The 13,979-nt window shown below is 48.9% G+C and carries 14 protein-coding genes and 1 riboswitch; of the genes, 9 read left to right on the top strand and 5 right to left on the bottom strand.

Annotated elements, in window-relative coordinates:
* Positions 1–43: 43 nt before the first annotated feature.
* On the bottom strand, positions 44–253 hold the full coding sequence (locus tag MKY82_RS28675) for a hypothetical protein (protein ID WP_071222401.1): 210 nt from the start codon (positions 251–253) through the stop codon (positions 44–46).
* Positions 254–474: 221 nt separating this feature from the next.
* Here MKY82_RS28675 and MKY82_RS28670 point away from each other — a divergent pair, with 221 nt between their 5' ends.
* Together MKY82_RS28670 and sda are read left to right on the top strand one after the other, a co-directional pair.
* The gene (locus MKY82_RS28670; RefSeq protein ID WP_194544537.1) at positions 475–1,137 is read left to right on the top strand and encodes a YheC/YheD family protein; all 663 of its coding nucleotides are present in this window, start codon (positions 475–477) and stop codon (positions 1,135–1,137) included.
* A gap of 299 nt (positions 1,138–1,436) precedes the next feature.
* On the top strand, positions 1,437–1,580 hold the full coding sequence (gene sda, locus MKY82_RS28665) for a sporulation histidine kinase inhibitor Sda (protein ID WP_006212600.1): 144 nt from the start codon (positions 1,437–1,439) through the stop codon (positions 1,578–1,580).
* A 199-nt stretch (positions 1,581–1,779) separates the two neighbouring features.
* Here sda and MKY82_RS28660 read toward each other — a convergent pair whose 3' ends face one another.
* Positions 1,780–2,781: an NAD(P)/FAD-dependent oxidoreductase gene (locus MKY82_RS28660; RefSeq protein ID WP_071222403.1), complete on the bottom strand. Its 1,002-nt coding sequence runs from the start codon at positions 2,779–2,781 to the stop codon at positions 1,780–1,782.
* Positions 2,782–3,260: 479 nt separating this feature from the next.
* On the opposite strand from MKY82_RS28660, the gene MKY82_RS28655 reads away from it, so the two are divergent.
* Entirely contained in the window at positions 3,261–4,454 is a 1,194-nt protein-coding gene (locus MKY82_RS28655; protein WP_076324836.1) for an NAD(P)/FAD-dependent oxidoreductase, read from the top strand.
* Positions 4,454–4,717 (top strand): hypothetical protein, encoded by a 264-nt coding sequence (locus tag MKY82_RS28650; protein ID WP_071222405.1) that lies wholly within the window; start codon positions 4,454–4,456, stop codon positions 4,715–4,717. Before MKY82_RS28655 ends, MKY82_RS28650 begins: the two co-directional genes overlap by 1 nt.
* 147 nt (positions 4,718–4,864) lie before the next feature.
* Here the strand turns inward: MKY82_RS28650 and hemQ are convergent, their stop codons facing one another.
* Positions 4,865–5,614, bottom strand: a complete 750-nt coding sequence (gene hemQ / locus MKY82_RS28645; RefSeq protein WP_071222406.1) for a hydrogen peroxide-dependent heme synthase — start codon at positions 5,612–5,614, stop codon at positions 4,865–4,867.
* A 250-nt stretch (positions 5,615–5,864) separates the two neighbouring features.
* Here hemQ and MKY82_RS28640 point away from each other — a divergent pair, with 250 nt between their 5' ends.
* The 3 genes from MKY82_RS28640 (at position 5,865) to dnaI (ending at position 8,854) form a co-directional block, all read left to right on the top strand.
* Entirely contained in the window at positions 5,865–6,164 is a 300-nt protein-coding gene (locus MKY82_RS28640) for a YuiB family protein (protein ID WP_339296727.1), read from the top strand.
* A gap of 198 nt (positions 6,165–6,362) precedes the next feature.
* Positions 6,363–7,868: a helicase DnaB gene (locus MKY82_RS28635; protein ID WP_339294886.1), complete on the top strand. Its 1,506-nt coding sequence runs from the start codon at positions 6,363–6,365 to the stop codon at positions 7,866–7,868.
* 32 nt (positions 7,869–7,900) lie between these two features.
* Positions 7,901–8,854 (top strand): primosomal protein DnaI, encoded by a 954-nt coding sequence (dnaI, locus tag MKY82_RS28630; RefSeq protein WP_339294885.1) that lies wholly within the window; start codon positions 7,901–7,903, stop codon positions 8,852–8,854.
* Between the two features lie 120 nt (positions 8,855–8,974).
* Here dnaI and MKY82_RS28625 read toward each other — a convergent pair whose 3' ends face one another.
* Positions 8,975–9,130: a hypothetical protein gene (locus tag MKY82_RS28625; RefSeq protein WP_006212594.1), complete on the bottom strand. Its 156-nt coding sequence runs from the start codon at positions 9,128–9,130 to the stop codon at positions 8,975–8,977.
* A 253-nt stretch (positions 9,131–9,383) separates the two neighbouring features.
* Between MKY82_RS28625 and trxA the strand changes: the two genes are divergently transcribed.
* Both trxA and uvrC read left to right on the top strand, forming a co-directional pair.
* Positions 9,384–9,701: a thioredoxin gene (gene trxA / locus MKY82_RS28620; RefSeq protein WP_009592891.1), complete on the top strand. Its 318-nt coding sequence runs from the start codon at positions 9,384–9,386 to the stop codon at positions 9,699–9,701.
* Between the two features lie 135 nt (positions 9,702–9,836).
* Positions 9,837–11,840: an excinuclease ABC subunit UvrC gene (gene uvrC / locus MKY82_RS28615; protein ID WP_339294884.1), complete on the top strand. Its 2,004-nt coding sequence runs from the start codon at positions 9,837–9,839 to the stop codon at positions 11,838–11,840.
* On the opposite strand, the gene MKY82_RS28610 is transcribed toward uvrC, so the two are convergent.
* Positions 11,812–13,500: a type II CAAX endopeptidase family protein gene (locus tag MKY82_RS28610; protein WP_339294883.1), complete on the bottom strand. Its 1,689-nt coding sequence runs from the start codon at positions 13,498–13,500 to the stop codon at positions 11,812–11,814. The two genes, uvrC and MKY82_RS28610, sit on opposite strands and share 29 nt — an antisense overlap.
* Positions 13,501–13,791: 291 nt before the next feature.
* Positions 13,792–13,936, top strand: a riboswitch (cyclic di-AMP (ydaO/yuaA leader).
* Positions 13,937–13,979: the final 43 nt, after the last annotated feature.

Here is a 13,979-nt window from a genome sequence, read left to right as displayed (position 1 = left end):
CTCCGCGATAAGGAGAGGCTGCTTTTTTGGGGGTTCTTCCTATTCAGACCGGGAAGAAGAAGGTATCGTTCAGCATCAGCACGATCATGCCGGCAGCCACAAGCGAAAATACGATGCAGCCCGCTCCGAGCCCTCTGCGCTTATCCTTGATGAACTTGAAGCCCATGACAAAGATAAGAACGGTGATGGCTGCTAGGGCAACCGACATGCCGACAATGGCAATCCAGTACAATATTTCAAATAACGCTGCCAAGGTGACAAAGCCTCCTTTATAGGTATCCAAGGTGATGGATTTAATACGGACAAAGTTCTGTTCTTACTATACGATAGATCACAGCATTTGCAAAGGGAGGCTCCCGTGGGGCAGCAAGAACCTCGATTATTAGGCATACCATCACGGACAATCATCCAAGACAAAGCGCGGATAGGGGAATAGGATAACGTATGTCATGAATAAAAGGAGGCGAAAGCAGCATGGCGGGAAGACAACTGGCCAGCAAGTGGTTGAAGACGGAAGCGCTGCTGACCGATCCGCAGGTTGCTCCCTACATTCCGGCTACCCAGTCGTATGGAGGGGATACCCTGGTCTCAATGCTGGCCGAACACGAAATGGTCGTGATTAAGCCGATTATAGGAACCGGTGGTAACGGAGTCATCCGAATACAGAAAGACGGAACGGGATACTTGGTAACCCATAAGAGGCGTACTGTTCATGTAGATACATTGAATTCCCTGTTATACGTACTGAGCAGGATGAGGCTGAGACGGCGCTACATGATACAGCAGGGCATTCATTTGGCTAGAATTCAGGGACGTCCGCTGGATTACCGTGTAAAGGTAGTCAAGGATCGAGGGAGATGGGAATTCCGGGCCATGCTTGGGCGGCTCGCGAGCCCAGGGCTTTTTGTGACGAATATATGTAAAGGGGGGACGCTGCTTCGTTGTGGTCCTGCACTCCGGCTGTCACTGCCCCACATTAATGCGAGGGAAAAGCGCAATGAAATGCGCCAATTAACCAGACAGTGCATAACGATACTGGAATCCCGCTTTCCAGGAATCGGAGAGCTGGGGTTTGATTACGGACTAGACAACGAGGGTAAGATTTGGATTTTGGAGGTTAATACAAGACCAAGCTGAATTTTTTGTTTAATATTCCCAAATGGAGACGTTTATATGATTTTTTAATAGGGTAATAAAAAAATAACCACAATCTACCGATATTATAATTGATCAATTTTTTTTATAGTAGAATTTCCCTATATCCTGTGTATAACATTTATCCCCATAATCCACTTTGATATGACCCTGTTTTTTACACTTACCAACAAATTATACACAGGATTTCCACAAGAGGTTGTGGATAAGCGAACAGTTGTTCCGTTTTAGCATGTCTGATATGATAGATTCAGGAAATTTGAGGAAGGGGTGTGAGAGGGATGGCTATGTTGACGGATGAGATGCTTCTCGATTCCTATCATATGGCTGTTGAGTTGAAGTTGGAACGAGAGTTCATCACTCTACTGCTAGCCGAAATTCATAAACGGAACTTGGACACCGATTCCGGCAGCATCCTGCATTAATCAGATTTTTCGTATATAGAATAGATAACTTACGACATGATACGTATATAATGTGGGAGCTTTCAACCAAGTTCTACATATGGTTTGAAGAATAGAAAAGGTATCTTCGGTTCCGGGGCGGGTGTAACCCCTTTCGGAACGAAGATACCTTTTTTTCTATGAATATGGATGTAGATGAAGTTGAAAATTCTAGCTGCCCTTACAATTTCATGTTACTGCTGTGGCCCGGTGCCAATCTGGCCTCAGGATCGAAGTAAACCTTGGCATTGTTCACGGCGGTAGGTGCTTCACCAAATCCAACAGCGATCAGTTTGACCTTGCCCGGATAGGTGGTAATATCGCCGGCTGCAAAAATACCCGGGATACTTGTTTCCATACGGGAATCCACCACAATGGAGTTGCTTTCAATGGCGATGCCCCACTCGGAGATCGGACCGAGCGAGGACACAAATCCGAAATTGACAATGACATCGTCCACTTCAATCTCTTGCGTCTCTTTGGTCTTAATATGTGAAAGCGTAACCTTCGTAATCGTATCTTCACCATGCAATTCGGTGATCTCGGTTGGTGTAATGATGTTCACCTTCGATGCCATGAGCTGCTCCACACTATGCTCATGGGCACGGAATTTGTCACGGCGGTGAACCAGTGTAACCTGCTCGGCGATGGGCTCGATCATGAGCGCCCAGTCTACCGCGGAGTCGCCGCCGCCGCTGATGAGAACCTTCTTGCCTTTGAAGCGGCTGAGGTCGTTGACGAAATAATGAAGGTTGGTCTTTTCGTATGCTTCTGCCCCTTCAATCTCCAGTCGACGGGGTTGGAACGCTCCTACACCGGCTGTAATGATAACAGCTTTGGCGTGGTGTTCACCCAAATTCGTTTTTACGACAAAATGACGTTCTTCGAGTTTTTCCACAGCTTGTACTTTCTCTTCAAGACGAATGTCCGTTTTAAAGAGCTCCATTTGGGCGGACAGATTGTTCACAAGCTCTTGAGCGGTTACTTTCGGGAAGCCTGCTACGTCATAAATATATTTCTCAGGATACAGCGCAGCCAATTGGCCTCCAAGCTGAGGCATGCTCTCGATAAGTTTAACCGAAGCTTGGCGCATTCCGCCGTAAAAAGCAGCAAACATACCTGCAGGTCCGCCACCGATAATCAAAAGATCCGTCATATTGCTGTCTTGTGGCATCGTTGTCATGCGGTAAGCACCTCCATAAAATGAGTTTATATTCGAATCAGACAGACGTTCTTGTCCGGATAAAGCTGATTCACGAATTCCTTACCTATTATAATCGTCCCGAAGCGGCATGAAAAGACGAGAAATGAGTTAAAATACCTAACATTGGAATGGATGCGCTTACTTAGTAAGTAAGGGGATAAATGGCGGAATGATTTGCACATTATATGGCAAAAAATTTCTTGATATTTGCATAGTTTATGCATATGATTAACGTGATAACTTGCGTTCATTACAGGGTAGTCCTATATATTGTCAACTGTAGCCGAAGTAAGGAAACCTTAATGTTACAGCTGTTTTTGAACCTTAATGAACCATCAGGTCAAATGTTGAAACGGGCTCTGATTAGGGCTCTTCTCTTTTTTTGGATGCAATTTCACAGAATGTTAACATGTGCACCATACTGTATATATAAAGAGTAAGCTGGAAGGAGCAATAGAATGAGCAGCATACCGAAGATCGTAATCCTTGGCGCGGGTTACGGAGGCATATTGACAGCGCAGCGGCTGCAAAAAGAGCTGAATTATAATGAGGCCGATGTTACATTGGTGAATCGCCATGATTATCATTATATTACAACGCATTTGCATATGCCGGCAGCAGGAACAGACAGCATTGAGAATACCCGGGTATCCATTTCCAAGTTGATCGACGAATTCAAAATCGACCTGGTCAAATCCTCGGTTCAGGAAATCCGCCTTCACGATAAGAAGGTTATTCTTGAAGATGGAACATTATCCTATGACTATCTTGTCATTGGACTCGGCGGAGAGCCGGAAACCTTCGGGATTCCAGGACTCGCAGAGCATGCGATGACGATCCGAAGCATTAACTCGGTACGATTGATACGTGAGCATATTGAGTATCAGTTTGCTTTATATAAAAATGAGCGCAGACCGCAGGAGCGCATTAACTTTGTGGTTGGCGGAGCCGGATTCAGCGGCATCGAGTTTGTAGCCGAGCTGGCGGACCGCATTCCGAGACTGTGCAAGGAATATGATGTCGATCCGACGCTGGTGAACATCTATAATGTCGAAGCCGCGCCTGCCGCGTTACCGGGGTTTGCACCGGAACTGGTGGAGTACGCCATGAACGTTCTAGAGAAGAAAGGCGTTACCTTCAAGATGGGCATTGCGATTAAGGAATGCCTGCCAGGTGGAGTCGTTCTGAACAATGGCGAAGAGATCCGGGCGGCAACGGTGGTATGGACCGGCGGCATTCGCGGGAACCGTCTGGTGGAAGCAGCCGGTTTCGAAACGATGCGAGGCCGCGTCAAGGTTGATGAATACTTGCGTGCTCCCGGATACGAGAACATTTATATTATCGGCGATAACTCCCTGATTTTTAATGAGGAAGGCAGACCTTATCCGCCGACCGCCCAAATGGCGATGCAGCAAGGCGTGTGCTGTGCCCAAAATATCGTTGCGGCAATTCGGGACAAGTCGATGCGTAAATTCGAGTTCCATAACAAAGGCACGGTAGCTTCTCTTGGACGGGGCGAAGGCATTGCGGTTGTCGGGGATAAGAAATATCAGGGATGGAAAGCGGCCCAGCTGAAAAAGTTGGTGGATCTGCGCTACCTCTTCATTATTGGAGGGATTCCGCTCGTCCTGAAAAAAGGCAGGTTTCTATAATGAGACACTGCAGCGTTCAAGTACGGGGGCTGCTCACCAGAGATGAGCTTGATCGTTATAACGCCCTGATGGAGGTCGGCTCCTATCTGGAGTCGCAGGAGCGGTACGATCTGGCTTACACCATTCAGCAGGAGGTCGACATTCTCATACTTCCTGCTATTGAGCGGCTCAAGGATAAGGGACGTGCCCGGGATCGGGCGACGGCTGAATATCTTGAAACCTTGCGCAAGCAAGAGCAAGATGAGGACGACGGTGAGGAATAGAAGAAGGGATGCTCTCGTGTTGAGAGCATCCCTTTTTTGACATTATAAGTTTTTTGGGGTCCCCGCAAAGTATTTGGAATAAACATCGTAGCATAGGCTCCACTTTGTGGGGATATTTTGTACATGCTGGTTTATGTGCAGAAGGAATTATACCTTCATTAAATCTGTAAATGAAGCCTGATCGAGCAGGTTGCCGACATAGAACGGGCCAAACTCGCCGAAACGCGCACTTACTTCGTCAAATCTCATTTCGTACACGAGCTTCTTGAACTGAAGCGCGTCGTCGCTGAACAAGGTTACGCCCCATTCCCAATCGTCGAATCCAACGGAACCGGTGATGATCTGTTTGACCTTGCCGGCATAACCGCGGCCAATCATCCCGTGGCTCTTCATCATGGATTTGCGCTCGTCCATGCTGAGCATGTACCAGTTGTCCGACAAATCCCGCTTTTTGTTCATCGGATAGAAGCAGATATGCTTCGATTTTGGCAGGGCCGGCTTCAGACGGGCAATGACATGCGGATTCTGCATCGGATCCTCATCGGAGGAGCCGGCCAGGTAGTTGCTCAGCTCGACAATGCTTACATAAGAATAAGCCTTGGTGGTGAACTGGGCGAACGTTGTTTTGTTAAAGGCGTTCTCGATCGCGTTCAGCTCTTCCAGCGTCTCGCGCAAAAGCATGAATACAAAATCGGCTTTCTGACCGACGATGGTATATACAGCGGTACTGCCTTTTTGGGCAGCTTCGACGGCATCCCATTCCTCGCGGAATGCATTCAGCTCGTCCAGCGCAAAAGCACGTACTTCTTCATCTGCAGCTTTCCAGGCCGGCCAATTGATGGTGCGGAAATCGTGCAGCGCATACCAGCCCTCAAGCGTCATTGCAGCTTCGTTCATGTGATCACTCCTAAACGTTATGTTCGTTATAATTGAAGCGGATGGCCGCTTGCATTAACTTCCTATATTGTACTGTAAGCGCAGTCGGAAGGGCAAACGCCGACACAATGTATTCACGATTGTTCGTTGATCTGTGACATTATTTTTAGTAAACTAGCTATTAGCTAAAGCTTGGTGTGCTGTTTCTTGCTGCAATAGAGTAGAATAGCTGCTACGCGTAGGTGATAAAGAAGAGGTGAAAACAGCGATCATGCTTCAATTTATTCCTGTGCTCGTGCTGATGATTTTGTTTTTTGTCATGATGTTCGGTATCGGTTTTATCCTAAATATGTTGATGAAGACGACCTGGTTTCCTTGCTTTCTGTTCGTGATCGTCATTTTGCCGGTCGTTGTATACAGCTTGTGGGATCGGGGCCAAATGTCGTTCTGGACTCACGTGGGATCCTTCCAACTGGTGGATTACTTAACGGGAGTTGCAGGTCTGATTGGTGCCTACATGAGCGGATGGACCATTAAGAAATTGCGTATTAAAGGCTTTAGAATGTTTTAATCGCGCTTGCGCAAATTGAATGTAGTGTTGATGGCGGCTCTGCAATACCTGGGGGCCGTCATTTATTATTTGTGGAAGCATGCAAATGGCGGGCGCAAGAATTCCAGAATTTTTGATGCGAAAGAACCGACTTCGAGACGACGGATTTATGATAGAATAGAGGAAGTCTATTTTTGGGCGACAGGGGGAGCATAAACGATGCGCATGACTAATTTTTTACATTTTACCGAGAACCACCGTTACTGCGTATACCGTGACTTCTGCTTAAGCGGCCTGGATGACAAAATGCTTGGTTCGATTTATCAACCGATGGTTGGCGCGTTTGCTGTCAGTCTGTACCGTCTTCTCGTATCGCATGTGCCGGTGGAGAAGGTGGGTTACTCGGCTATTGAACAGCAGCGAAGATTATTCTTGACATTAGGGCTTGAGCCTAGTGAAAAAGGACGCCGATTTCTCATTGAGCAAACCTCGAAGCTGGAAGCGGTAGGTTTACTGCAGACAAGCCGGATGTTTGTCCCGGAAACGGATGACCATATCTATGAATATGAGCTGCAAGCACCGCTCAGTCCAGCGGAGTTCTTTAACACTCAGCATCTGACACTGCTGCTTCGCGACAAGGTGGGGAAATTCGCCGTGCTGTCGTTAAGAGAAGAGCTTTGGAGCAAGGAACCCCTTGAATGGTCCGGTATTTCCTTCAACAAGGAGAACATTTCGGTTCCCTTTTATGATATTTTTGAGCTGAACACGCATGTCATTGATTATGAACTGGAACAAGCGCTGGAAGAGGTCGCGGTGTCACGGAAGTCCACGGCGCCGCCAAATCCGCAAGGAGAAGGTCTGAACTATGCGGACATTATTCTCCGTTTCCCGCGGGAATCCCGCAATCGAGTCTTTGTGGAGCGCCTTCGCTACGACCATGAGCAGATGGGCATCGTGAATTACGTGGTGCGGAAATACGATCTCAGCACGCAGGATTTGTGCCGCCTATTGGACGAGGACGGCATATTTACCGAGCATGGCGAGGTCGTGCTGGATGATCTTCAGCACAAAGCCAGTCTTCACTTTAGACAGGGAATGAAGATGCAGGAGAAGCGGCAGATTACGGCAGGCAAGGTCGTTGCTTTGCGGCAGGAGATGACGGCCGATCCGGAAGAGCCGGCACAGGAGCATGCGGTAGAGATGGAATACTATGTGGAGGTTCCGGCTCAGTTCCAATCGAAGTGCGATATTCACCAATATAATATGATGCTTCGCAACGAGCCTTATACCCGGCTCCTGCAGACCTTCTTCCCGGGCTCGGTTCCAGCACAGTTCCTGGACATTTTCGAAAAGATTGATCTGAGTTACAAGCTGCCGGGTGAAGTCATCAACGTACTCATTCATTATTTAATGTCACTCATGGCCGCAGGCGGCGAGCAGCGCATCAACCGCAATTTCGTGGAGGCCATTGCTTCCAATATGCTGCTGAAGCAGGTAAACAGCTATGAGAAAGCTGTTCAGTATATACGCGATCAAGCCAAGATGAAAGGCAAGCAGAAGGCGACCACACAACGTACGCGTACATACGCTAAAGGCGGAAAGGTGAAGCCGGAAATTCCAGTGGCTCTGGAATCCGATCAGGCGGAGGCCGTATCGGATGAGGAATTCGAAGAAATGATGCGATTTGCGGCAGAAATGCAGGCCGGCAGCAAGAAGGGCGGATAAAGAAACCTGCTTAAGAGAGGAGGGAGCTAGAGATGGAGTCCCTTGGTGAACTGCTGGAAAGCATGAAAAGTCCTGCGCTCCGGCGCAGAACCGAGCAGATTATGGAAGATTTGCTCAGGAATCCTCTGATTCAAGCATTGCGGAGCGAATACCCGGAGATCGATGACCGGGTCATTCGTTTGAATTTAAGCAGACTGTACCAATATGCGGGAGATCAGGCCCACTGCAAGGCATGCCCGGGTCTGGACCGGTGTCCGAATGATTTCCGGGGACATTTCAGCAAGCTGGATATCCAGCGGACGAACGGAACCGTGGAGATCTATGAGCGGAAGGCGCCGTGTTCCCTGCAGATTGCGAAAACCAATGAGGATCAGATCAAAAAACGGATCCGCAGCTTTTATGTCGATGAGCATGCCTTGAACGAAGGTTATGACAACATGGAGATTATGGCGAAGGACCGCTTGCGGGCACCTGCGGTGCACCAGGTGTTTAAGTACATCCGGGATACGAAGGAGAATGGATTGTCTCCGCGCGGCTTGTATCTCACCGGTTCGTTCGGTACGGGCAAGACCTATCTGATGGGCTACCTGATGCATGAGCTCGCGAAAGTGGGCCATTCGGGCGTTATCGTGTATATGCCTGATTTCGTGGAAGATCTGAAGACCATGATGCAAGACGGTCAGAAGCTGAAGGAAATGGTGGAGACGATGAAGCATTGCGATTTGCTGATCTTTGACGATATCGGAGCGGAGAATTTGAATCCGTGGGTTCGGGATCATGTCCTCGGTTCCATCCTGAATTTCCGGATGAACCGGCTGCCGACCTTCTATACGTCGAACTATCCGCTCGACGGGCTTGAGCAGCATCTGAGCTTCACGAGCAAGGATGGCGAGGAGCTTCACAAAGGTCAGCGCTTGATGAACCGGATTGCGCCTTTTGTGGATGTCGTTCATTTATTCGGGGAGAACCAGCGAGGTAAATTCTAGTATTGCAAGCAAGCATCCTTTGGACAAACCTCCCATGAATTGTAAAAAGTCTGATCCCGTTAGCGTATGGAACGCGGCAGGGATCAGACTTTTTATTTACGCACAAGGAGTCATCAAGTATTAGCCGACCAAGAACTTGATAATGACGAATCCGAAAAAGATGATGGTCATGAAACCAAACATCCCCACGAAGCCCATCATCAAATCGCCAAAGTCATTGCGTGGTTCTTCATTGATGTGCTCCCGTGGATCGTTAACGCGTACGTTTACATCCATGGTGCTTGCCTCCTCAAAAGGTGAACATGCCGTGCCAACTCGAAAAACTTGACAGTCACCCGACTTGTTACTAGTAGTATACCCAATGCGCAAATCATTTGTAAAGATTGCATAAAAAACCCGTGAAATCCTCTTTCTTTAGGTGAGTATATTTCACTTTTTCCGGCCGATTGTGGTATACTAAATTCGTCGACCCATTCGACAGTTATGATTCGCACTATACCTGATCTTATCCTGTGAGGAGGAGAATACAATGGCTATCGTCAATGTTACCGACCAAACCTTCGTGAATGAAGTTGAAGGTCAAGGAACGGTTGTAGTTGATTTCTGGGCGCCATGGTGCGGCCCTTGTAAAATGCTTGCTCCGATTCTGGACGAATTGTCTTCAGAACTCGGCGATGATGTAAAAATTGCTAAGGTGAACGTGGATGAGAATCCGGAATCCGCAGCACGTTTCGGCGTGATGAGCATTCCGACCATGATTTTCTTTAAAGACGGCCAGCCTGTCGATAAAGTGGTAGGTCTGAACTCCAAAGAAGCCTTGAAAGGCATCATTGCAAAACATCAATAAGCAGGCATGGTCCTAGACCGCCATCAGCTTTCATACAGCGCCTTCGGTGAAAACCGGAGGCGCTTTGTGTGGTTATTCATAGTGTTTTATATTTATGGTTAATACTATATAATCTCCTTGGAGAGGAGGGACAGCATGGACGATTTTGCCAAACAGCTTCAGGACCAGGAGAAGGCGCTGGAAAATATTCGACACAAGCTGGCATTGCTGCCGGACCAGCCCGGCTGTTACTTGATGAAGAATCATGAAGGCACGATTATTTATGTGGGCAAGGCCAAAGTGCTGAAGAACCGGGTACGCTCTTATTTTACCGGAAGCCATAACGGGAAGACCCAGATGCTGGTTTCGGAAATCCGCGATTTCGAATACATTGTAACCGGCAGCAACATGGAAGCGTTGATTCTGGAGTGCAACCTGATCAAAACCCATCAGCCGAGATTCAACGTGCTGCTGAAGGATGATAAAACCTATCCATATCTTAAAATAACGAATGAAGAGCATCCCCGTCTGGAAGTGACCAGAAGGGTGCTTAAAGATAAAGCCAAATATTTTGGCCCCTACCCCAATGCTTATGCGGCACAGCAGACCAAGAAGCTCCTGGACCGGATGTACCCTTTGCGCAAATGCGGCGTCATGCCGAAAGAAGTGTGCTTGTACTATCATATGGGGCAATGCTTGGCCCCATGTGTGAAGGAGATTCCAAAGTCTGCATATGAGCAGATCACCGGGGAGATTACTTCATTTCTGAGCGGTGGGCATGAGGAGATCAAGAAGGAGCTGCAGCGCAAGATGCAGGAGGCCGCGGAGGATTTGTATTTCGAGCGAGCCAAAGAGCTGCGGGATCAGATCATCCATATTGATACGCTGATGGAGAAGCAGAAGATTACGACGACGGATACGCGGGACCGCGACGTATTCGGTTATGCTGTGGATAAAGGTTGGATGTGCGTGCAGATTCTGTACATGCGCCAAGGGAAAATGGTGCAGCGCAACAAATCCGTTTTTCCGTTCTACGGCGATGCGCACAGCGACTTTATGTCTTTTATTGCCCAGTATTACAGTGATAATCCTGCATTGCCGCAGGAAATTCTGCTGCCTGAGCCTCTGTTGATAGACGAGGCTGATTCGGAGTCGGTTACGGGAACGGCTGCGGATGCAGGTGTGCGAAGCCCAGAGGAAGCCGTGGATTCGGCGAATCCGCTTTCCGCAGGGGCATTGGATGCGCAGCAGGCTGCCCTTGCCCAGGCACAGGAGGAGCAGGCGGAAGCTGCGGGCATCGTGGATGCAGCAGGAGGGGCTGCCGCCCTGCAGGAATGGCTCGGCGTGAAGGTGCATGTGCCGCAGCGCGGCTTGAAGAAGCAGATGGTGGGCATGGCATCGGATAATGCGAAGGTGTCCTTGGACGAGAAATTCCGCTTGATTGAACGCGATGAAGAACGCACCTCGGTTGCCGCGGCGAATCTGGGCGAAGTGATCGGCCTCCAGTCGCTGAACCGGATCGAAGCATTTGATAATTCGAACATTCAGGGGACCAATCCGGTATCGGCCATGGTTGTATTCACCAATGGGAAACCGGACAAGAAGGAATACCGGAAGTACAAGATCCGTACCGTGCTGGGACCGGACGATTATGATACGATGCGTGAAGTCATCCGGCGGCGGTACGAGCGCGTCTTGAAGGAGAATTTGCCGCTTCCCGATCTGATTGTGGTCGATGGAGGGAAGGGACAGATTTCGGCCGCCATCGATGTGCTTGAGAATGAGCTGGGGCTGTTTATCCCGGTCTGCGGGCTTGTGAAGGATGCCAAGCATAAAACCGCGCAGCTCATGGTCGGAGACCCGCCGGAGCCGGTTACGCTTCCCCGGGACAGCCAGGAGTTCTATTTGCTGCAGCGCATTCAGGATGAGGTTCACCGGTTTGCGATTTCCTTCCACCGCGAACAGCGCGGCAAATCGATGGTATCCTCCAAGCTGGATTCCATCCCGGGCATTGGAGAGAAGCGCCGCAAGCTGCTGTTAAAGCATTTTGGCTCAGTCAAAAAAATAAAAGAGGCTTCAGTCGAAGACTTCAAGCCCCTTTCAATCGGTGAGAAATTAGCAACGGAAATTCTTAATGCACTTCGTGAGGAGGAGTCGTGACATACGGCTTCTCTTTTTTTGTTGGATTGAAACGGTAAATCGCAAAGGCGACCATCGCCGGAAGCACCATGTAGAACGCACCCATCAGCAAGTTGCTGGTATCCTTGAGCAGGATCAGGCTAATGCCCATCAAGATGCTATTAAAGATGACGTGGGAGAACATGGCCGCCAAATACCCGTATTTCAAAAAGATGTAGCTGAACAGCAAGCCGATGATAACCAGTTCAATGGGCCTGGAAATTACAGGGTATATCGGATAGAGTGTATGCCCGAGCGCCCAGATGATCGAGGTGATCAAACTGGCCACGAACGTATTGCGCACAATCTTTTTCAGCATCTTGATCCCGAACAGCCGATAGACGGCCTCCTCGGATATGCCGGCCAGCCAAGCCATCAGCGGAAAGAGCCAAGGATAGAGCATGTTGTAAGGCGACTGTGTGGCATCCGTGGTGGACCATGTATTCAAGGTCAGGCCCAGAACGACAAAGATAATGGATTGGACCCCAAGCAGGATGAAAGCCCACATATACCCCAGCTTCATGCTGTCCAGTACATAATGACCGTATCCGGGTTCTTTGGCGCGCGGCCATGGATTGAGCCCGTCTTCTTTGAGCCATAGCCCGCTGCCCCCGACAAGGGAGAAATAGAGCAGTGCGGAGAAGATGAGCGAATAGACCGCATAGAAAATCATCATCCCGAGTATGCCGGTTTGCGACATTCCCTCGGATTTGAAAACGGGAATCAGATTGTACGTATTCAGCATCTGAATGACAAACAGCAGCGCCGATAGGAACAGGCCGCGCTTAAACGACGTGTAGGCTCTGGTCTTCACGCTGTACACAATCGCAAGAATGCCAAGGATAAGGGTGAACAGGCCATACCCTGCGAGCGTCAGCAGCGTGGCATCTTGGGTCTGCTTGTTGACATAGGCGGAATGGGCGGCCGGGACCGAAAAAGATGGCTCATAGGAGCGTAATTTTCCCTGCTCGAAGGTGAAACGGTGCTCCAATCTGGAGTCGCCGATCTTGGAATCCGGATCCACATACCGGAGCTGGGGTTCCCCTTCCCGCGTGACCAGCTCCAGATGCGACAGGTCATAGCCCGCTCGCTGGAGCCAAGGCTCCGCAAGAGCCTGCTTCTCGGCTAATGACATGCCGTCCTCGACGACAAGCAGCATCTGTCTTTGCACATCGCCCTTGTTCAGCTCAATCCGGTCATAGCTGGAGCGGGTGTAATCGTATGAGAAGCCGACAATGCCTGAATTTTGCATGTGCACGTCCACATTGAGGGCATCGCCACCCGGCTCGCTGAAGCGAACGCGGTATACGTCATAGGGATATTTGGCTTCATAGGTTTTGTTGTATTCCGAAAGTCTTTTTTCTTTCGCCAGATATCCGTAAAGTTCCGATTTGGATTGATATGTAACCAGCGTGTCATCCGTTTTTGCAGCCATAAACTGCAAAAACTCCTGAGCAAAGCTTGAAGCCGCTTGCCGAGCCTGCTCCTTGGATATGATATTCGGAGATGCCATCTCGGTAGAATCCGAATTCGTCGACGGAAACACCTGAAATAATAGGAACAGAATCAGGCCGACTGCGGCAGGCGCGATGAGCTGCTTCAGTTTGGGCTTCAGCTTCAAGGGCTCTCTTGCACGATTCATGAAATTCCTCCTCTAAGAAAGTTGATACTCCCACTGGTATTCGATATGCCTGATTAAGAACGCATAGAGTCAATATAACATAGTTATGAAAGTCATAAGCAGCTTATCCCAATATCCGGAATAATGAAACAAATCGATGAAAATGAATGAAAGGTTTCGAAAACGTTAGAGAACCCTATGCTTGTATTCTTGAATATGCCCAATTCGCGCTCTTTTAAAGATTTTTTGGGTGAAAAACGGCATTGGGTTACGTACCGGATTGCGTTATAATCACATCATGCTTCAAGGAACCGAATATTCCAGCCGAATTTCGTACTGAAAATGGGGGAACCATGTAATTGGGGTGAATTTCATTATTCCCAGAATAATGAATAGGGCGACCTGTGAAAATGCCCGAATCCGTCAGCTAACCTCGTAGGCTGCAGCACAGGAACCAGACCGTAAAGGGCACTGCGTTTTCCAGTGTCTTTTTTTCTTGA

It is taken from the genome of Paenibacillus sp. FSL W7-1279 (assembly GCF_037969845.1).
In the GTDB taxonomy this organism is placed as follows: domain Bacteria; phylum Bacillota; class Bacilli; order Paenibacillales; family Paenibacillaceae; genus Paenibacillus_AQ.
Note: the sequence above shows the minus strand (reverse complement) of the source record. Positions and strands in the feature narration are given on the sequence as shown.

Bases quoted from the DNA above. Each gene is read 5' to 3' on its own strand.
- MKY82_RS28660 (WP_071222403.1), bottom strand. From the start codon at position 2,781: ATGACAACGATGCCACAAGACAGCAATATGACGGATCTTTTGATTATC.
- MKY82_RS28670 (WP_194544537.1), top strand. From the start codon at position 475: ATGGCGGGAAGACAACTGGCCAGCAAGTGGTTGAAGACGGAAGCGCTG.
- trxA (WP_009592891.1), top strand. From the start codon at position 9,384: ATGGCTATCGTCAATGTTACCGACCAAACCTTCGTGAATGAAGTTGAA.
- sda (WP_006212600.1), top strand. From the start codon at position 1,437: ATGGCTATGTTGACGGATGAGATGCTTCTCGATTCCTATCATATGGCT.
- uvrC (WP_339294884.1), top strand. From the start codon at position 9,837: ATGGACGATTTTGCCAAACAGCTTCAGGACCAGGAGAAGGCGCTGGAA.
- MKY82_RS28650 (WP_071222405.1), top strand. From the start codon at position 4,454: ATGAGACACTGCAGCGTTCAAGTACGGGGGCTGCTCACCAGAGATGAG.
- MKY82_RS28655 (WP_076324836.1), top strand. From the start codon at position 3,261: ATGAGCAGCATACCGAAGATCGTAATCCTTGGCGCGGGTTACGGAGGC.
- MKY82_RS28635 (WP_339294886.1), top strand. From the start codon at position 6,363: ATGCGCATGACTAATTTTTTACATTTTACCGAGAACCACCGTTACTGC.
- MKY82_RS28610 (WP_339294883.1), bottom strand. From the start codon at position 13,500: ATGAATCGTGCAAGAGAGCCCTTGAAGCTGAAGCCCAAACTGAAGCAG.
- MKY82_RS28640 (WP_339296727.1), top strand. From the start codon at position 5,865: ATGCTTCAATTTATTCCTGTGCTCGTGCTGATGATTTTGTTTTTTGTC.
- MKY82_RS28625 (WP_006212594.1), bottom strand. From the start codon at position 9,130: ATGGATGTAAACGTACGCGTTAACGATCCACGGGAGCACATCAATGAA.
- hemQ (WP_071222406.1), bottom strand. From the start codon at position 5,614: ATGAACGAAGCTGCAATGACGCTTGAGGGCTGGTATGCGCTGCACGAT.
- dnaI (WP_339294885.1), top strand. From the start codon at position 7,901: ATGGAGTCCCTTGGTGAACTGCTGGAAAGCATGAAAAGTCCTGCGCTC.